The 18,996-nt window shown below is 73.7% G+C and carries 11 protein-coding genes; 5 read left to right on the forward strand and 6 right to left on the reverse strand.

Annotated elements, in window-relative coordinates; all coding sequences use genetic code 11:
* Positions 1 to 129: 129 nt before the first annotated feature.
* The 3 genes from ACMT9T_RS12135 to ACMT9T_RS12145 all read left to right on the forward strand — a co-directional run bounded on the left by ACMT9T_RS12135 (position 130) and on the right by ACMT9T_RS12145 (position 5,455).
* The gene (locus ACMT9T_RS12135) at positions 130 to 1,512 is read left to right on the forward strand and encodes a serine hydrolase domain-containing protein (protein WP_414745771.1); all 1,383 of its coding nucleotides are present in this window, start codon (positions 130 to 132) and stop codon (positions 1,510 to 1,512) included.
* A gap of 70 nt (positions 1,513 to 1,582) precedes the next feature.
* Positions 1,583 to 2,860 carry an acid phosphatase gene (locus ACMT9T_RS12140; protein WP_414745772.1) on the forward strand — a complete coding sequence of 426 codons (1,278 nt, stop codon included), beginning with the start codon at positions 1,583 to 1,585 and terminating at the stop codon, positions 2,858 to 2,860.
* A gap of 333 nt (positions 2,861 to 3,193) precedes the next feature.
* The gene (locus ACMT9T_RS12145; RefSeq protein WP_414745773.1) at positions 3,194 to 5,455 is read left to right on the forward strand and encodes a S8 family serine peptidase; all 2,262 of its coding nucleotides are present in this window, start codon (positions 3,194 to 3,196) and stop codon (positions 5,453 to 5,455) included.
* Between the two features lie 101 nt (positions 5,456 to 5,556).
* Here the strand turns inward: ACMT9T_RS12145 and ACMT9T_RS12150 are convergent, their stop codons facing one another.
* The 3 genes from ACMT9T_RS12150 to ACMT9T_RS12160 all read right to left on the reverse strand — a co-directional run bounded on the left by ACMT9T_RS12150 (position 5,557) and on the right by ACMT9T_RS12160 (position 9,511).
* Positions 5,557 to 7,221 carry a catalase gene (locus tag ACMT9T_RS12150; RefSeq protein ID WP_414745774.1) on the reverse strand — a complete coding sequence of 555 codons (1,665 nt, stop codon included), beginning with the start codon at positions 7,219 to 7,221 and terminating at the stop codon, positions 5,557 to 5,559.
* An 81-nt stretch (positions 7,222 to 7,302) separates the two neighbouring features.
* Positions 7,303 to 9,198, reverse strand: coding sequence for an amidase (locus ACMT9T_RS12155; protein ID WP_414745775.1), 1,896 nt, complete (start codon positions 9,196 to 9,198; stop codon positions 7,303 to 7,305).
* A 130-nt stretch (positions 9,199 to 9,328) separates the two neighbouring features.
* Positions 9,329 to 9,511, reverse strand: a complete 183-nt coding sequence (locus tag ACMT9T_RS12160; RefSeq protein ID WP_414745776.1) for a PspC domain-containing protein — start codon at positions 9,509 to 9,511, stop codon at positions 9,329 to 9,331.
* Positions 9,512 to 9,742: 231 nt separating this feature from the next.
* On the opposite strand from ACMT9T_RS12160, the gene ACMT9T_RS12165 reads away from it, so the two are divergent.
* Positions 9,743 to 10,345: an ANTAR domain-containing protein gene (locus ACMT9T_RS12165; protein WP_414745777.1), complete on the forward strand. Its 603-nt coding sequence runs from the start codon at positions 9,743 to 9,745 to the stop codon at positions 10,343 to 10,345.
* Between the two features lie 17 nt (positions 10,346 to 10,362).
* Here the strand turns inward: ACMT9T_RS12165 and ACMT9T_RS12170 are convergent, their stop codons facing one another.
* Positions 10,363 to 11,397 (reverse strand): sigma-70 family RNA polymerase sigma factor, encoded by a 1,035-nt coding sequence (locus ACMT9T_RS12170; protein ID WP_414745778.1) that lies wholly within the window; start codon positions 11,395 to 11,397, stop codon positions 10,363 to 10,365.
* Between the two features lie 253 nt (positions 11,398 to 11,650).
* Here ACMT9T_RS12170 and ACMT9T_RS12175 point away from each other — a divergent pair, with 253 nt between their 5' ends.
* The gene (locus ACMT9T_RS12175) at positions 11,651 to 13,183 is read left to right on the forward strand and encodes an amino acid permease (RefSeq protein WP_414745779.1); all 1,533 of its coding nucleotides are present in this window, start codon (positions 11,651 to 11,653) and stop codon (positions 13,181 to 13,183) included.
* Between the two features lie 111 nt (positions 13,184 to 13,294).
* On the opposite strand, the gene ACMT9T_RS12180 is transcribed toward ACMT9T_RS12175, so the two are convergent.
* Entirely contained in the window at positions 13,295 to 14,098 is an 804-nt protein-coding gene (locus ACMT9T_RS12180) for a DNA-formamidopyrimidine glycosylase family protein (protein ID WP_414745780.1), read from the reverse strand.
* A 27-nt stretch (positions 14,099 to 14,125) separates the two neighbouring features.
* Positions 14,126 to 18,928 carry an Lhr family ATP-dependent helicase gene (locus ACMT9T_RS12185; RefSeq protein ID WP_414745781.1) on the reverse strand — a complete coding sequence of 1,601 codons (4,803 nt, stop codon included), beginning with the start codon at positions 18,926 to 18,928 and terminating at the stop codon, positions 14,126 to 14,128.
* Between the last annotated feature and the right edge of the window lie 68 nt (positions 18,929 to 18,996).

Consider the following 18,996-nt stretch of genomic DNA (forward strand, 5'->3'; position numbering starts at 1 on the left):
ATCCCCGGCCGACCCCGGCGACTCGCGTAGTGTCCGACGGGCGACCCGCGTCCCGGAGGTCGGCGTCCCGCCGCCCGTGCCGTGCGGTCGCGCATCCCGCGACCACCGACACCGAGCCGGAGCCCCGCCATGACCGACATCCTCGACTACGTCCGCACCTGGCTCGACCTCCGCGTCTGGCAGACCCGCGTCCCCGGCGCGCAGGTCGCGATCGCCCGGCACGGCGAGGTCGTGCTGTCGGAGGCGTTCGGCGTCGCGGATCCCACGACCGACGCGCCGCTCACCCCCGCGCACCTGTTCCGCGTCGCCTCGCACTCCAAGACGTTCGCCGCCACCGCGATCCTCCAGCTCGCCGAGCAGGGCGCCCTCCGCCTCGACGACCGGCTCGGCGCCCACGTGCCCGAGCTGGCCGAGGCCGGATCCGAGCTCGCCGACGTCACGATCGCCGCCCTCCTCGAGCACGGCGCGGGCGTGCTCCGCGACGGGTTCGACGGCGACCACTGGCAGCACTCCGGCCCGTTCCCCGACCGGCGGCACCTCCTCGCCATCGCGACGACGCCCGGCGTCGCCAAGGTCGCGCCCGACACCGCGTTCAACTACTCGAACGTCGGCTACGCGCTGCTCGGGCTCGTGGTGGAGGCGGCGTCCGGCCTGTCGTTCGCGGACTACCTCGCCGAGCGGATCACGGGTCCGCTCGGCCTCCGCGACACCACGGCGGAATACGACCCCGCCCGCGCGGACGAGTACGCGGCGGCCTCCACCTCGCTCCGCACCTCGCGCGAGCGCACCGTCCTCCCGCACGTCGACACGCGCGCGATGGCGGCGGCCACCGGCGTCACGAGCACCGCGTCCGAGCTCGTCTCCTTCTTCTCGGCGCTCGTGCTGCCCGACGACGAGCGGCTGCTCGCGGCCGCGTCGAAGCGCACGCAGCAGCGCCCGCGCTACGCCACGAACGCGGATCCCGCCGGCCCCCGCCGCTACGGCTACGGCCTCATCATCGAGCGCGTCGGATCCGGCGCACACGAGGCCACCGTGCTCGGCCACTCCGGCGGGTACCCCGGCCACATCACGCGCACGGCGGTGGATCCCGAGAGCGGCTGGGCCGTCTCCGTGCTCACGAACGCGATCGACGGCCCGGCGGCCGCGCTCAGCACGGGGATCCTCGAGCTGCTCCTCGCCGACTCCGCCGCGACCGACGCCGAGCGCGCCGCGGTCGACGCGCCCTTCACCGGCCGCTTCGGCAACATGTGGGGCCTGCAGGACTTCCAGGTGATCGGCGACCGCTTCCTCCGCGTCGACCCGAGCGCCGAGCACCCGCTCGAGTCGGTGGACGTGCTCGAGGCCACGGGCGACTCGTCCGCGCGCATCGTCGAGGGCGAGGGGTTCGGATCCGTCGGCGAGGAGGTCACGGCCCACCGCGCACCCGACGGCAGCGTGGACCGGATCCGCGGCGGCGGCGGCATGACGCTCGAGCCCGATACCCGCGCGTGGGTCCCGAGGTCGCGCGGCTGACCCGACCCACCGGCCGGGCGCCTCCGCCCGGCCACCTCCGCTCCACCTCTCGGAAGGATCCGCGTCACGCGTGGTCCGTACGGTGCCCGAGGCCGCCCGGCCGCCCGCCCGTCCGACGAGAGGCACGATCATCCCCAGCCCGTCCCGGCGCCCCCGCGCCCGCACCGCCACGCTCCTGTCGACCACCGCGATCCTCGGCCTGCTGCTCGCCGGCACCGGCGTCACCGCCGCGACCGCCGCCGACGCGCCCACGACGACCGCCACCGCCCCCGCCCCGGCCGTCGCCCCCTTCGACCAGGCCACGCTCGACGCGCCCTACCCGTCGAACAGCACCTACGACTTCGTGCCGATGCTCGACTCCTTCACGTCGCTCACGGCGGACCGGCCCGACATCATGAAGCTGAACGACAAGAAGACGATCACGATCAACCAGGCCGCCACGAAGGCGCAGTCGGCCCGGGCGATCATCGACCAGTACGCCGACATGTCGATCACCATGAGCGACGGCCTGGGCAAGCACCTCGGCGAGATCTACCGCACGGCCCGCGAGGCCGGGCAGCTGCCGAAGACGGACGCGCTGCTCGCCAAGGACGGCGGCCTCGTCGGCAAGTACTCCTCCACCAACCCCGTGAAGACGCACTTCGCCAACCCGCGGCCGTACGTCGCGTTCCCGCTGAAGCTGAAGTACCGCGACAAGCCGGGCGGCAACGCGTGGGCCGGCCAGGACGGCTCGTACCCGAGCGGCCACACGTCGCAGGCGTTCTGGCAGGGCACCGCGCTCGCGACGATGCTGCCGGAGCTCGCGCCGCAGATCCTCGCCCGCGCGTCCGACGCCGGCAACAACCGCATCATCATGGGCGCGCACTACCCGCTCGACGTGATGGGCGGCCGCATGATGGGCCAGAAGATCGTCGAGCGCCGCTGGTCCGACCCGGAGTTCCGCACGCTCTTCGAGCAGGCGTCGACCGAGCTGCGCACCGTGCTCGAGGCGAAGTGCGGCGCCGCGCTCGCGGTCTGCATCGCGAAGGACAAGCCGTACCTGAGCACGAAGCAGGCCCTCAAGGTCTACGAGCAGCGCATGAGCTACGGCTTCCCGCGCGTCGGCGACACGGGCCAGCCGATCACGGTCCCGGCCGGCGCCGAGTCGCTCCTCATCACCAGCCACCCCGACCTCACGCCCGAGGAGCGCCGCCAGGTGCTCGCGCTCACCGCGATCGACTCGGGCGAGCCCCTCGACGCGGGCACCGAGGGCAGCTGGCAGCGCATCGACCTCCCGGCGGCGATGGCCGCGAAGGTCGTCGTGACGGCCGACGGCACGGTCTCGCTGGTCAAGCACGGGAAGCACTGACCGGATCCGGATCCGCGCACGCGAGAGGGGCGGGCGGCCGCGTGGCCGCCCGCCCCTCTCGCGTGCCGGAAGCCGTGCGCGGAACTGAGGGCCCGGCCAGGGTCCGGTCACCCCTGGATGGGGTGATGGTGGTCGGAGCGACCGCTGGATAGCGTCTGAGCGACGGGCACCGCCCGTCTGACTATTCAGCATGCGTCCTGCCGACCCGATGGCCGGTCGCTTCGACGCAAGGTCGTACCCATGCCGTCCCTCGTTCCCGCGAGCTTCCCGACATCACCGTCCGCCCCGCTCCGCCGCGGTCCAGGTGCACGGATGCCTCGACTCATCACGGCAGTGACCGCCGTCTCGTCTCTGCTGCTGGTGGGCGTCGTGGCGGCAGGGCCTGCTGTCGCGGAGACCGCTCCTCGCACGCCACCTCCCGCCGCGTCGGCGGCGGCGTCCGAGCCGGGTCGGTACATCGTGCAGCTCTCGGATGGCGTCGAGGCCGACGATCTCTCGGGTGCGCGCATGGCGCCGATCGAGACGCTCCAGGAGTACACGTACGCGTTGAACGGCTTCGCCGCCGAGCTGGACGCCGTTCAGCTCGCGCAGCTGCGCGAGTCCTCGCGCGTCGAGAGCATCGTCCCCGATCAGATCGTGAACGCCGACGCGGAGCGCACGTCCCCTCCGTGGGGCCTCGATCGCATCGACCAGAGGCCGCGAGCCGGTGACGGCGTGTACCGGTACTCGACGACGGGAGCCGGCGTCACGGCCTTCATCATCGACTCCGGGATCCGCACCACCCATGAGGAGTTCGGCGGTCGCGCGGTGAGCGGGTACGACTTCGTCGACTATGACGACGACGCGGACGACTGCGCTGGCCACGGTACGCACGTCGCCGGGACAGTGGGCGGCACGACGCTGGGTGTCGCCAGCGAAGTGCGGCTGATCTCGCTAAGAGTCTTGGGCTGTGACAACCGCGGTTGGTCCAGCGACATCATCGCGGCGATGGACTGGGCGATCGCCAACAAGCCGTCCGGCCCCTCGGTCATCAACATGAGCCTAGGTGGGGCTTTCTACTCCCCGTACGTGGAGGCCGTCGCGCGCGTCACCGCCGCGGGCATCCCGGTGGTGGTTTCCGCAGGGAATGAGACGACCGACGCATGCACGCGCACTCCGGCGGCCGCACCCTCCGCGATCACCGTCGCGGCGACCGCGCAGGACGACTCTCGCGCGTCCTTCTCCGACTACGGTCCCTGCGTTGACGTCTTCGCACCGGGTGCTGGGGTCCTGTCCGCCTATCCGACCTCGGACACGGCCACCACGTACTTGAGCGGCACCTCGATGGCCGCGCCGCACGTCACCGGCGTCGTCGCGCGTCTGCTGCAACAGCAGCCGACGGCGTCGCCCGCCGCCATCGACGCGCTGCTTGCGGCCGATGCCACGCGCGACGCGGTCATCGACCCCGTCGGGTCGGTCAACCGGCTCCTGTACGCGCCTGCCGCAGCCGCTATCACCGCCGTCGCGCCGGTCATCTCCGGCAGTGCCACGGTCGGATCGACGCTCACGGCGGTCCCCGGAGACTGGCAGCCGAGCCCAGTTGAGTTCGCCTACAAGTGGTACTCGAACGGCGTGCCGGTCGACGGCCAGGTGGCATCCACCTACGTGGTGCGCTCCGCCGATGTCGGCAAGAAGATCACCCTCACGGTCACGGGATCGCGCACCGGGTACACGCCGCTGTCCCGGTCGAGCCAGGCGACGGTCACTGTGCCCGTACCCGCGGCAACCCCGCTCCTGCTCACGGCTACCCCGTCGCCCTCCATCAGCGGTCAGGTGGCCGTGGGGTCGACCCTGACGGCCGTGACGGGAGCGTGGGCGCCGGCTCCTGTCACCTTCGCTTACCGCTGGTTCTCCGGTGGTGTCAGCATCTCCGGGGCGACGCTATCGACATACCGGGTGTCGGCAGCAGACGCTGGCAAGAAGATCACCGTGACGGTCACCGGATCCAAGGTCAGCTACGCATCCGTCTCTCGGTCGAGCCCGGCCACGGTGACCGTGCCGGCTGCTGTCGTCACCCGGCCCCTCACTTCGACGCCGACCCCGACCATCCTCGGGACACCGACCGTCGGCCAGAAGCTCACAGCGCGGACCGGGACCTGGCAGCCGTCGCCCGTCGCCCTGTCCTACCAGTGGAATAGGGATGGAGCTGCCATCGCCGGTGCCACCGCCTCCACATACCTGATCACGGCGGCGGACTCGGGTACTCAGCTCAGTCTCTCCGTCACGGGCTCCAAGGCCGGCTACACGGCGGTGACTCGTACTAGCGCACCGCTCGCCAAGGTCGTGTCGAAGGTCGTCATCGGCACTACGCCGGCGATCACGGGATCGGGCGTCGTCGGGCAGAAGTTGACGGCTGTTCCCGGTGCCTGGACCCCCGCACCGGTGGCCTTCCGGTACGTGTGGATGCGCGATGGGGTCGCCATCGCCCGTGCCACCACGAGCGCCTACACCCCGACGGCGGCGGACCGTGGGAGGACTTTGACGGTCAGCGTGACAGGCACGAAGGCCGGGTACGTCCCCTCAACCCGGGTGAGCGCAGGAAAGTTGATCCGATAGCCCGCTCCGCGACCACGCGATGCGAATGTCACGGAAGAGGGGCGGGTGGCCGTGTGGCCCCCGCCCCTCTCGGCGTCCCGGGTGATCCGCGGGGCCGCGACCTACGCCGCGTCCACCAGGTTCCGCCGCGCGTCCGGCACGCAGTGCGTCATCACGAGGCCCGTGACGTCACGCGGCCCGTTGTGCCCGAGGTTCGCGAGGCGCGCCTGCTCCTCCTCGGACAGCGTCTGGGACTGCAGCGGCGGCAGGTCCTTCACCTCGTCCAGCGTGATCCCGAGGCCCTCGCCCACGCGGCGGCCCAGGTCGTCCTCCACGAGGTAGAAGTGCCAGAGCATGCGCTCCTGCACTTCACGCGCGGCCTGCGAGATGAGGTCGGTGAGGTTCGCGACGAGGTCGTCGCGCTCCCAGCCCTCCATGAGCAGGTAGCGCTGGCCAGCCTGCAGGTAGTCGGCGGTCAGCGGGATCCGCTTGCGCGTGAGCCGGCCCGTGATCTCCGGACCCTGGTCGTCGTGCGTCGGGTACTGGCCCTCGCGGAGCCCGCCCGTGATCGACGGCTCGTAGTTGATGTGCGGGTTCTGGCCGCCGTGATCCTGGTGGAACGTCATCTGCCCGTCGCGCTGGTTCGTCGCCACCTTCGCGTGCTGCGGCGCGTTCACCGGCAGCTGCAGGTAGTTCGGGCCCACGCGGTAGCGCTGCGCGTCCGAGTAGGAGAACGTGCGGCCGACGAGCATCTTGTCGTCGGAGAAGTCGAGGCCGTCGACGAGCACGCCGGTGCCGAACGAGAGCTGCTCGTTCTCGGCGAAGTGGTTCGTCACGTTCCGGTCGAGCACCATCTTCCCGACGGCCTTCGGCGGGAAGTCGTTCTCCGGCCACACCTTCGTGTCGTCGAGCGGGTCGAAGTCGAGCTCGGGGTGGTCGCCGTCGTCCATGAGCTGCACGCGGAGCTCCCACTCGGGGAAGTCGCCGCGCTCGATGGCCTCGTAGAGGTCCTTCGACGCGTGGCCGAGGTCGCCGCCCTGCACGACGGCCGCGTCGGCCTCGGTCATGCTGCTGACGCCGGCCTTCGGGATCCAGTGGTACTTCACGAGCTTCGTGCCGCCGTCGGCGTCCACCCACTTGTAGGTGTTGACGCCGAAGCCCTGCATGGTGCGGTAGTTCGCGGGGATGCCGCGCGGGCTGAACAGGTTCATCAGCATGTGCATCGACTCGGGCGTCTGCGACATGAAGTCGAAGATGCGCGCGGGCTCCTGGCGGAAGGTGACGGGGTCGGGCTTCAGCGAGTGGATCACGTCGGGGAACTTGATGGCGTCGCGGATGAAGAAGACGCCGAGGTTGTTGCCGACCATGTCCCAGTTGCCGTCCTCCGTGTAGAACTTCACGGCGAACCCGCGCGGGTCGCGGGCGGCTTCGGAGGAGTCGCGGCCGCCGATCACGGTGGAGAAGCGGATCGCGACGTCGGTGCGCTTGCCCGCCTCCTGGAAGAGCCCGGCGCGCGTGTACTTCGCGATCGGCTCGTCGCCCCACGTGCCGGTGGCCTCGAAGTAGCCGAACGCGACGGCGCCGCGCGCGTGCACGACGCGCTCCGGGATCCGCTCGCGGTCGAAGTGGCTGATCTTCTCGAGGAACTGGTAGTTCTCCAGCGTCGCGGGGCCGCGGGCGCCGACGGTGCGCTGGTTCTGGTTGTCGTAGACGGGGTGGCCCTGGCGGTTCGTGAGGACCTCGCGGTCGTCGCCGTCGGCGGGACCCTGGGAGGAGACGTCGGTCATGGCAGTTCCTTTCGTCGTCGTCCCTCCACCCTGCCTCCGGCGCGGCGACACGCCCAGGGCCGGGCCCCGACTCCCAGAGGATCAGCCGGGGCGCGTCCCCGAGGCCCGGCGACGGCGGAGGAGCGTGACCCCGAGCACGATCAGGCCGGACACCGCGACGGCCGCGGAGATGGCGAGGTTCTCGGCGAGGGAGTTGACCCCCACGCCGGCGGTGCGGGCCGCGCCGAGCGGGTGCGAGACGGGTGCGACGGCGGTGGCGGTGGCGGCGGCGTCGTCGGGCGCGGTCGCCGCGGGATCCGGATCCGCCGCGGCCGCCAGCTCCGGCGTCGTGCCGGGCGCGACCCGGTGCCGCGTCGCCTGCTCGTACGCGTGGGCCATGGCGAGCAGGTCGCCGTCCCGGTCCCGGGGCGCCGCGAGCTCGAGGCCCACGGGCGCGCCGGTCGAGGTGAAGCCGGCGGGGACCGAGATCGTCGGGATCCCGGTGTTCGCGCCGATGTCGCAGAACGTGGTGCCCGCCCAGGTCGGCGTCGCGCTGGTGGCGCTGGTCGGCATGGCGAGGGCGTCGAGGCCGTGCTCGACGAAGAACGCGTCCATCGCGGCCCTGCCCGCGTCCTGCTCCGCGATCGACCGGTCGTACGCGGGGTTCGGGATGTCCTCGTGGCTGAGGAAGTAGGCGATGTCGCCGTCCGTGAGCGCGCTCGGCCGGTCGGCCATCACGTCGGCGAAGGAGAGCACGTCGGCGGGCGCTGTGCGGCCGGCCACGTGCGCCGGCCAGGTGGCCGGGGTCTCGGCGAGGAAGCGGTCGATGGCCGGTCGCATGTCGCGCCAGCCGCCGCTCTGCAGCGTCCCCTCCACGAACTCGCGCGTCAGCGGCGCGTCCACGACCTCGGCGCCCTGGGCCTCGAGGTCGCGCACGGCCTGCTCGACGAGCGCGGTGGTCTCGGCGAGGCCGGGCCGCTCCGGATCCTCGTCGAACGCCCACCGCACCACGCCGACGCGCTTCCCCGCGAGCGCGTCGGGGCGGAGGCCCGCCACGTACGCGTCGGTCGCCTGCGCGTCGGCCGCCGCCGTGAGCGGATCCGCCGGGTCGCGCCCCGCGATCACCTCCGTGAGCAGCGCGGCGTCGGCGACCGTCGTGGTCAGCGGGCCGACGACGTCCTGCCGCGGCGAGAGCGGCACGACCCCGGCCGTGCTCACGAGGCCCATCGTCGGCCGGAACCCCACGAGGCTCTGGTGCGCGGCGGGCCCGAGCACGGATCCGCACGAGTCGGTGCCGAGGCCGGCCGGCGCGTACGCGGCCGCGACCGCCGCCGCCGTCCCGCCGCTGGATCCGCTCGCGCTCCACGACCGGTCGTACGGGTTCGCGGTGCGGCCGCGCGCCGAGCTCAGCGTGTAGGTGCCGTGCCAGGCGAACTCCGACATGTTCGTCTTCGCGAGGATGATCGCGCCGGCCGCCCGCAGCCGCGCGACCGCGGTGGAGTCGGCCGTCGTGCGGTAGTCGCGGAGCGCCGCGCTGCCCGCGGTGGTGGGCATGTCGGCGGTCGCGTGGTTGTCCTTCACCACGATCGGGACGCCGTGCAGCGGCCCGCGGATCGTGCCGGCCGCGCGCTCCGCGTCGAGCGCGGCGGCGGTCGCGAGCGCGTCCGGGTTCGTGGTGATGACGGCCTGGAGGCCCGGCCCGTCGGGGACCCGGTCGTCGTAGGCGTCGATGCGCGCGAGGTAGGCGCGGGTCAGCTCGACGGAGGTGGTGGATCCGGCCTCGAGGAGCGCGATCGCGTCGGCGATGCCGAGGTCGACGACGGCGGGGGCGCTCACGGGCGCGTCCGCCGCGACGCCCGCGGACGCGGACGCGGGGAGGGCGACGGCGCCGACCCCGCCCAGCGCGAGCGCCGCCGTGAGCGCGCCGGTCGCGAGGCCGCGCACGACGGGCCCGGACGCGCCGCGGATCCGCGCGCGGGGACGTCGGCGAGCGGGCATGCGGGTTCCTCCAGATGGGGGAGAGGCGTCTCCCCAGTCTGGGAACGGGGTGTTGCGGCGGCGTTTCGGGCGCGGGACGATCCCGCGTCGCGCGGTGACCGGGTCGCGAGCGGCGAGCGCACCTGCCGGATCAGCGCTGCTTGGGGAACACGAGCCAGAGGATCAGGTACAGCAGCACCTGCGGGCCCGGCAGCACGATCGAGATGACGAAGAGCAGGCGGACGAGGAAGCGGCTGACGCCGAAGCGGTCGGCGAGGGCGGCGCAGACGCCGGCGATGATCTTCCCGCGACGGGGACGCATGAGGGTGGCCATGGGTCGAGCTTGGCAGGCGCGGCTGCGATGCGGCCGGACGCGCGCCCCCGTCCCGCCCGGCGGGAGAATCCCGACGGCTTCCCGGGAGTCTCCCGCCGAGCCTTTGGGCCCTAACTCATGGTGCGATACTCGAACGGACGAGCGGGGGCTCGACGTGTCCTCGCGGAGCCGCGGGCCACGGGCGGCCCGCTCCGCGACGTCGCCGAGGCCCCCTGAGCACGGGAGGAGCCCATGGACCACGACCGATCCGCCTTGCCCGCCGTCGTCGTCGCCGGGATCCACGCCGCGCCCGACCGCACCGCGTGCCTCGACCGCGTGCTCGCCGCCCTCCTCGACGCGACGTCGGCGACGGCCGCGGCGGTCGTCCTGCCCCGCGCGGCGGGCGTCGTGGTCGCGGGGGAGACCGGGCCGGTGCTCGGCGCGCTGCTCGAGGCGGCGGATCCCCGGCCCTCCGGCGAGGCGGCCGCCGGCGTCCTGCGCGTGCCGCTGGGCGGGGACGCGGACGCCGCCGCCGCCGCTGCGCAGCCCGCGGCCGGTGCCGTGGCCCTGCACCGGGCGTCCGGTCCGCTCGACGCCGACGACCGCACCGTCGCCGAGGAGGTGGCCCTGCACGCGCGCGTCGCGCTCGCCGCGTGGGACGCGACCGAGGAGCTCGAGCGCGGGCTCGCGGCGCGGACCCTCATCGGGCAGGCGCAGGGGATCCTCATGGAGCGCTTCTCGCTCGACGCCGACCGCGCGTTCCAGGTGCTCCGCCGCTACTCGCAGGACGGCAACGTGAAGCTCGCCGAGGTCGCGCGCCGCGTGGTGCAGACGGGCGCGCTGCCCGGCGCCTGAGCGGATCCGCGATCGTCTCAGGCCGAGCGGCGGTCGGCCCCGCGGAGCCGGATCGGCGACACCGCCGCGAGCGGCGCCACCTCGGGCAGCGCGTCCTCGTCGCCGCGGGTCAGCTCCGTGCGCAGCTGGCCGAGGATCCGCGCGAGCAGTCGCGACACCTGCATCTGCGTCACGCCCAGCTCGGCCGCGATCTCGCTCTGGCTGCACTCGTCGACGAAGCGCAGGTGCAGGATCCGGCGGTCGCGGTCGCTGAGGATCCCGCGGGCCGCGTCCAGCAGCACGGTGCGTTCGGCGCGCGCGTAGCCGGGGTCGTCGTCGCCGATGGTGTCCGCGAGCGACGTGCCCTCGTCCTCGTGCACGGTGAAGTCGAGCGACGCGGGCCGGAGGCTGGAGTGCGCCGCGAGCGCCTCGGCCACCTCCTCGCGCGTGTGCCCGGTGTGGGCCGCGAGCTCGGCGTCGCTGGGCGTGCGGCCGAGGCGCTGCGTGAGCGCGGGAACGACGGCGAGCAGCGCGTGCCGCAGCTCCTGGACCTGCCGCGGCGGGCGGATCACCCAGCCGTTGTCCCGCAGGTGGCGCTTGATCTCGCCGGAGATGGTGGGGATCGCGAACGACACGAAGGGCGCGCCGAAGCCCGGGTCGTAGCGGCGCGCGGCCTTCACGAGGCCGAGGTAGCCGACCTGGCGGAGGTCGCTCCAGTCGTGGGCGCGGCCGGAGTGCTGGCGCGCGAGCTGGTCGGCGAGCTCGAGGTGGTCGAGCACGATCTGGTCGTGCAGCCGACGTCGCTCGGCGTCGCCCGCGGGATCCTCGGCCGCGGCGGCGGCGCGCACGAAGCGGTCGTGCGTCACCCGGCGCTTCTCGTCGCGGGCCGCGGCGACGCCCGTCGGCGCGGACGACGCGAGCCCGGACGTGAGCGGCAGCGGCGCCTTCGGCGAGGCCGTCGCGACGGCTCCGCGCGGGGCGGTCGACGTGATGGCGCGCCGGGTCGACGGGGCGGATCCGCGCCCGGCGATGGGGGCGGCGGCGAGAGCGCGCGTGCGCAGCGTTCCGGTCACTCAGGACCCTCCGGACGTGTGTCGGACGCGGCACGCTGCTTGACCGCTCCTCCAGAGAAGCACTGCTCCTCCTACCTGCCTAGGTCCTCCGATCACTTCTCCTCGGCGCTTCTCCCGCTTCGCCGGAGGCCGGGCGTGTCGATGCCGCCCCGATCCGCACCAGCACGGAGCAGCGCCCCCGGACGGGGGCTCGGCCCGCCCGCCGGTAGGCTCGATCCCCGTTCCCCGCGCACGCCTACCGAACGGACGCCCCATGAGCCTGTTCCGCACCAAGAGCATCGAGTCGTCGCTCGCCGACGCCGCGGGAGGCGAGAGATCCCTCACCCGGTCGCTCGGCACGTGGGACCTCATGCTGATGGGCGTGGCCGTCGCGGTCGGCGCCGGCATCTTCTCCGTCGGCGCGAAGGCCGCCGGCAACTACGCGGGGCCGTCGGTCACGCTCGCGTTCGTGCTCGCCGCCGTCACGTGCGGCCTCGCGATCATGTGCTACGCCGAGTTCGCCTCCGCCGTGCCCGTCGCGGGCAGCGCGTACACCTTCACCTACGCGACCATGGGCGAGCTGCTCGCCTGGATCATCGGCTGGGACCTCATCCTCGAGATGCTCACGGCCGCCGCCGTCATCGCGAAGTACTGGGGCATCTACCTGGAGTCGGCGCTGAAGCTGGCCGGGCTCGACATCCCCTCCACCATCACGGTCTTCGGCCTCGGCATCAGCTGGGGCGCCGTGCTCATCACCGCGATCTTCACCGTGCTGCTCGTGCTCGGCACCAAGCTCTCCAGCCGCGTCTCGAGCGTCTTCACGGTGCTGAAGGTCGCGGTCGTGCTGTTCGTGATCGTCGTGGGCGCGTTCTACGTGAAGGCCGAGAACTACTCGCCCTTCATCCCGCCGCAGCGTCCGGCCGAGGGCGCGTCCGCCGACGTGTGGACCCAGTCCCTCTTCTCCTGGGCGAGCGGCCAGGAGCCCACGCAGTACGGCCTCTACGGCCTGCTCGCCGGCGCCTCGCTCGTCTTCTTCGCGTTCATCGGCTTCGACGTCGTCGCCACGAGCGCCGAGGAGGTCAAGGACCCGCAGCGCACCCTGCCGCGCGGCATCTTCGCCGGGCTCGCGGTCGTCACCGTGCTCTACGTGCTCGTGACCCTCGTGCTCACCGGCATGGTGCCGTACACGGTGCTCGCTGATGCGGAGGACCCGTCGCTCACGACCGCGTTCACCGCGGTGGGCGCCGGATGGGCGGCGCAGGTCATCTCCATCGGCACCCTGCTCGGCCTCACGACCGTCCTCATGGTGCTGCTCCTCGGCCTCGCGCGCGTCGTCTTCGCGATGAGCCGCGACGGCCTGCTGCCGCGCGGCCTCAGCCGCACGAGCGCCAAGCGCCGCACGCCCGTGCGGGTGCAGATCATCGCGGGCGTCGTGGTCGCGGCCCTCGCCGGGTTCACCGACGTGGGCGTGCTCGAGGAGATGATCAACATCGGCACGCTCTCCGCGTTCGTGCTCGTGAGCATCGGCGTGATCGTGCTGCGGAGGAAGCGCCCGGACATCCGCGCGTCGTTCCGCGTGCCGTTCATGCCGTGGCTGCCGATCCTCTCCGCCGTGCTCTGCGTGTGGCTGATGCTCAACCTCACGACCCTCACCTGGGTGCGCTTCCTCGTCTGGCTCGTGATCGGCTTCGCGATCTACTTCCTCTACGGCCGCCGCCACTCGGTGCTCGGCAAGGAGGAGGCGCGCATCGCGGCGGGCGGCGCGCCCGCCCCGGATCTGCCGTCGGCCTCGACGCCGCGGGACTGACCCCCGCGCCTCCGCCCACGCCGCCCGCCGCGTCCGATCCGGATGCGGCGGGCGTCGTGCGTCCGGGCGCGGCGTCCCGGGTCGCTCGCGCCGTCGTCGACCGGGCGCGCGTCAGGTCTGGCAGCGCGGGCACCAGTAGGTGACCCGGTCCTGCGCGCCCATGCCGGGACGCACGGGGTCGCCGAGCTGGCCCTGCTGGATCCGGGTGCCGCACCGCAGGCACGGCTTGCCCTTGCGCCCGTAGACCCAGTCGGTGCGGCCGCGGCGGAGGTCGCCCGTGGTGGTGCGCTCGATGCGGTCGCGGTTGGCGCGCATGGTGCGGCGGGCGAGTGCGACCATCGCGGGCAGGTCGGCCACCTCGCGCACCGGCCGCGTGGGCAGGACGCCGCGCAGGAAGCAGAGCTCGGCCCGGTAGACGTTGCCGATGCCGGCGGCGTTGCGCTGGTCGAGCAGCGCCAGGCCGATGGCGCGGTCGGGCTGCGCCGCGATGCGGCGCACGACCTCCTCGGCCTGCGCGTCGTCCCAGCCGGGCCCGAGGATGTCCGGCCCCAGGTGCCCGATCACCGTGTGCTCCTGGTCGCGTGGGATCACCTCGAGCACCCCCAGCGAGAACCCCACCGTGACGCGCTCGGCCGTCTCGAGCACGACGCGCGCCTCGAACGCCGGCCGTCGCCACGCGGTGCCGTGCTGGTAGATGTGCCAGGAGCCCTCCATCTTCAGGTGGCTGTGGATCGTGAGGTCGCCGACGCGATGCAGGATGTGCTTCCCGACGCTCACCACCTCGTCGACCTCCTGGCCCGTGAGGTCGAGCGTCGCGTACTTCGGCACGCGGAAGTCGCTGCGCGTGAGCACCTGGCCGCCGATCGCCTCGTGCAGGTGCGCGGCGGTGCGGTAGACGGTGTCGCCCTCAGGCACGCGCGGCTCCCGTCGTCGCGGCGCCGCTCACGAGCGCATCCGCAGCCCGCGCGGCGTCGCCGAGAAGCCGTGCTCCTGCAGCGCCGAGCCGAGCGGCGTGCTGAGGATGAAGGCGCCGTTGACCTTCTCGATCGCGAGCTTGGCCACGCCGCCGCGCCGCACCACGCCGCCGAGCGACTCGGCCGCCGCCCGCAGCACGGCCTCGTCGTCGTCGAACTGCAGCACGGTCTTGCCGCCGCGCTCCACGTAGAGCACGAGCTCGCCGTCGACCAGCACCACGAGCGCGCCCGCCTTGCGGCCGGCGCGGTGGCCCGTGGGTCGCTCGCCGCGTGCGTCGACGCTGCCGGCGAGCGCCACGGTGCCGGTGCTCGCGCCGCCCGTCTCGGCCTCGGCCTCCGTTCCCGAGCCCGCCCCGTCGTCCCCGTCGGCCGACGACCCGTCGAGTCGCGGCCACGGCAGGGCCGCCCCGTACGCGTTCGCCGGATCCGTGGCCGCGAGCGTCAGCGCGTTGAGCGGCCGCTCGCCCGCGTCCGGGTCGCGCGTGAAGCCGCGCAGCCGATCCACCGTGCCGCCGGTGCTGAACTGCGCCGCGCCCAGGGTCTCGATGAAGTAGCCGCGGCGCGCGCGCCCCGTGTCCTCGAAGCCCGCGAGCACCTTGTAGGTGAGCGCGAAGCCGCCGGGCACGCGCTCGGTCATGACGGATCCGCGCGTGACCACGCCGTACCGCTCGAGCAGCAGCTCGGCCGTGCCCGCCGCGCGCACGGTCGCGTCGGTCTCGGCGAGCGGCACGATGGACCAGCGCCCGGCCGCGGTCGACGGGCCGGTGCGGGTGGGCATGTCGGCGCGCGGCATCCGCCCGCCCCGGTACATGCGCCCGCGCGGCGCCCGCTGCGGCGTCTTGTGCGCCGTGGATCCGCCCGCGAGCAGCGCCCGCAGCGGCGACAGCGTGTCGTTGGTGACGAGGCCGGCCCACACGAGGTCCCACAGCGCCGTGACGAGCGCCTTGTCGTCCGTGGATCCCACGGCGTCGCTCAGCTGCCGGAAGAAGTAGCCGCCGCCCGTGCCGAGCGTGGTGAGGACCTCGCGCTGCAGCTCGTCGGTGTCGTGCGCGTCGGGCTCGGGCAGCGTGAGCGCCACCTGGTCGGCGAGGTGCAGGCTGACCCACCCGTCGGCGCCCGCGAGCGTGCCGGCGCCCGACCAGATGACCTCGCCCGTGGACGTGAGCTCGTCGAGGAACGCGGGGCTGTAGTCGCGCACCCGCGCGGGCAGCACGAGCGTCTCCCATGCCGAGGCGGGCACGGGCGCGCCCGCGAGCTGCTCGATGACCTGCAGCACGCCGTCGACGCCGCGGAGCCCGCGCTCGCGATCGGCGCCCGCCACGTGCTGCCAGGCGGGCAGGAAGCGCGCGAAGGCGGCCTGCTCGACCGGCTCGACCTCGCTGCGGAGCGCCGCGAGCGAGCGGCTGCGGAGGCGTCGCAGCACCTCGACGTCGCACCACTCGCTGCCGGAGGCTCCTGGCCGGAACTCGCCCTCGACCACGCGCCGCTGGGCGCCGAGCCGGGCGAGCGTGTCGGCGATGACCGCGGATCCGAGGCCGATGGCGGTGGCCGCGTCCGCGATGGTGAAGGGGCCGTGCGTGCGCGCGTACCGGCCCACGAGGTCGCCGAGCGGATCCGCCACGGGCTCGACGAACGCCAGCGGCGTGCCGATGGGCAGCGGCACCCCGAGGGCGTCGCGGAGGCGGCTCGCGTCCTCGATGGCGGCGACGCGCGCGCGGCCGCCGAACGAGACGCGGAGCGCGCGCTTGCCGGTCACGAGCGCGTCGAGATGGCCGGCGGCGGCGGATGCCTCCTCCGGCTCCAGGCGCGCGGCGACCTCCTCCGCGTCGAGCGGGCCGAGGATCCGCAGCAGGTCGGCCACGCCCTCCAGTCCCTTCGCGCGTCGGTCCGGGGCGGTGCGCTGCAGCTCCAGCTCCGTGCGCGCGATGACCGCCGGATCCAGCAGCTCGCGCAGCTCCGCCCGGCCCAGCAGCTCGGACAGCAGCCCCGCGTCGAGCGAGAGCGCGGCGGCCCGGCGCTCGGCCAGCGGGCTGTCGCCCTCGTACATGAACGCGCCGACGTAGCTGAACAGGAGGCTGCGCGCGAACGGCGACGCGTCCTCCGTGGTGGTCTCGACGATCTTGATGCGCCGCGCCTCGATGTCCTTCGCGAGCGACGTGAGCGCGGGCAGGTCGTAGACGTCCTGCAGCACCTCGCGCACGGTCTCGAGCACGATCGGGAACGCGGGGAACTTCCGCGCCACGTCGAGCAGCTGCGACGCGCGCTGGCGCTGCTGCCAGAGCGGCGAGCGCCGGCCCGGGTTGTAGCGCGGCAGGAGGAGCGCGCGGGCGGCGCACTCCCGGAAGCGCGACGCGAACAGGGCGGATCCGCCGACCTCGCGCGTGACGATGGCGTCGAGCTCGTCGGGCTCGAACACGAAGAGGTCGGCCCCCGGCGGCTCGCCGTCGGTCTCGGGGATGCGCACGACGATGCCGTCGTCGTTGGCCATGGTCGCGCCGTCGATGCCGTACAGCTCGCTGACCCGCGCCCCGACCGCGAGCGCCCACGGCGCGTGCACCTGCATCCCGTAGGGGGAGTGCAGCACCACGCGCCAGTCGCCGAGCTCGTCGCGGAACCGCTCGACCACGAGCGTGCGGTCGTTCGGCACGTGGCCGGTGGCCTTCTTCTGGTCGTCGAGGAAGGCGAGCAGGTTGTTCACGGCGCGGTCGTCGAGGCCCACGCGGCCGGCCCGGGCCCGGGCGTCGTCCGCCGCGGATCCGGAGAGCTCCCGCACGAACGCCCCGATGGCGCGGCCGAGCTCCAGGGGCCGGCCGAGCCCGTCGCCCTTCCAGAACGGCAGCTTCCCGGGCTCGCCGAAGGCCGGCGTCACCAGCACGCGGTCGTGCGTGATCTCCTGGATCCGCCAGCTCGTGGCCCCCAGCGCGAACACGTCGCCGACGCGCGACTCGTAGACCATCTCCTCGTCGAGCTCGCCCACGCGGGACGCCTTCTCGCCGACCATGAACACGCCGAACAGGCCGCGGTCGGGGATGGTGCCGCCGGAGGTGACCGCGAGCCGCTGCGCGCCCGGCCGCCCCTCGATGGTGCCCTCGTCGCGGTCCCACACGATGCGGGGCCGCAGCTCCGCGAACTCGTCGGACGGGTAGCGGCCGCTCAGCAGATCGAGCGTGGCCTCGTACGCGGAGCGCGGCAGGGTCGCGAACGGCGCGCTCCGCCGCACGATGTCGAACCACTCCTCGACGCCCACCGATTCGAGCGCGACGGCCGCGACGGTCTGCTGCGCGAGCACGTCGAGCGGGTTCGCGGGCACGCGCAGCGACTCGATCTGCCCGCTCGCCATGCGCTCGGCGGCGACAGCCGAGTGGATGAGGTCGGCCCGGTGCTTGGGGAAGATGACGCCGCGCGAGACCTCGCCCACCTGGTGCCCGGCGCGGCCCACGCGCTGCAGCCCGCTCGCGACCGACGGCGGCGCCTCGACCTGCACCACCAGATCCACGTCGCCCATGTCGATGCCGAGCTCGAGGCTGGAGGTGGCGACCACGCAGCGCAGGCGTCCGGACTTGAGGTCGTCCTCGATGAGGGCGCGCTGCTCCTTCGAGACGGATCCGTGGTGCGCTTTCGCGAGCACGGGATCCGCCCCCTCGGTGCTCCCGGCCTGCGCCATGACCTCGGCGGGCGGGCGCGCCGGCGCCCGGCGCGTGGCGGAGAACGCGGTGGCGTCGACGGGCCGGTCGGCCGAGGAGACGGCCGCGGCCCCCGCCAGCACGGGCACGGCCGCGTCGGCCTCCGCGGATCCGCTCGCCACCGCGTTCCCCGCGGCGTCGATCCGCCCGTCCTCGATGCGGGCCGTGTAGATCTCGTTGAGCCGGGCCGTGAGCCGCTCCGCCAGCCGCCTGCTGTTCGTGAAGACGATGGACGACGTGTGCCGGAGCACGAGGTCGACGATGCCCTCCTCCACGTGCGGCCAGATGGATCCCTGCTGCGGCGCGTCCCCCTGCGCCGCCGACCCCTCGAGCGGCGCCGTGGTGCCGAGCTCGGTCATGTCGTCGACCGGCACGATGACCCGCAGGTCGAACTCCTTGGTGTTCTTGGGCGACACGATGGAGACGGGCGAGCGCCCGCCGAGGAAGCGCGCCACCTCCTCGGGCGGCCGCACGGTGGCCGACAGCCCGATGCGCTGCGCCGGCTTCTCCAGCAGCGCGTCGAGCCGCTCGAGCGAGAGCGCGAGGTGGCTGCCGCGCTTGGTGGCCGCGACCGCGTGCACCTCGTCGACGATGACCGTCTCGACGCCCGCGAGCGTCTCGCGCGCGGCGGAGGTGAGCATGAGGAACAGCGACTCGGGCGTGGTGATGAGGATGTCCGGCGGCGTCTTCGCGAGCGAGCGCCGGTCGGCCGCCGGGGTGTCGCCGGAGCGCACGCCCACCGTGACCTCGGGCGGCTCGGCCCCCAGCCGCTTCGCCGTCTGCACGATGCCCACGAGCGGCGAGCGCAGGTTGCGCTCCACGTCGACCGCGAGCGCCTTGAGCGGCGAGATGTAGAGGACGCGCGTGCGCCGCATCGGGTCCTCGGGCGCGGGCCGCGAGGCCAGCCGGTCGATGGACCACAGGAACGCCGCGAGCGTCTTGCCGGATCCGGTGGGCGCCACGACGAGCGCGTGCGACCCCTTCTGCACGGCCTCCCACGCGCCGGTCTGCGCCGCGGTGGGGCCGGGGAACGCGCCCTGGAACCACTCCCGGGTGGCCGGGGAGAAGCGCGCGAGGACGGGATCCATCTTCTCATCCTCCTCCGGACCACCGACATCGGGCCGGGCCGGGCGCTCGCCGGATCACCGGCGGCCGC

Source organism: Clavibacter vidaverae (assembly GCF_047529985.1).
Lineage (GTDB): Bacteria > Actinomycetota > Actinomycetes > Actinomycetales > Microbacteriaceae > Clavibacter > Clavibacter nebraskensis_A.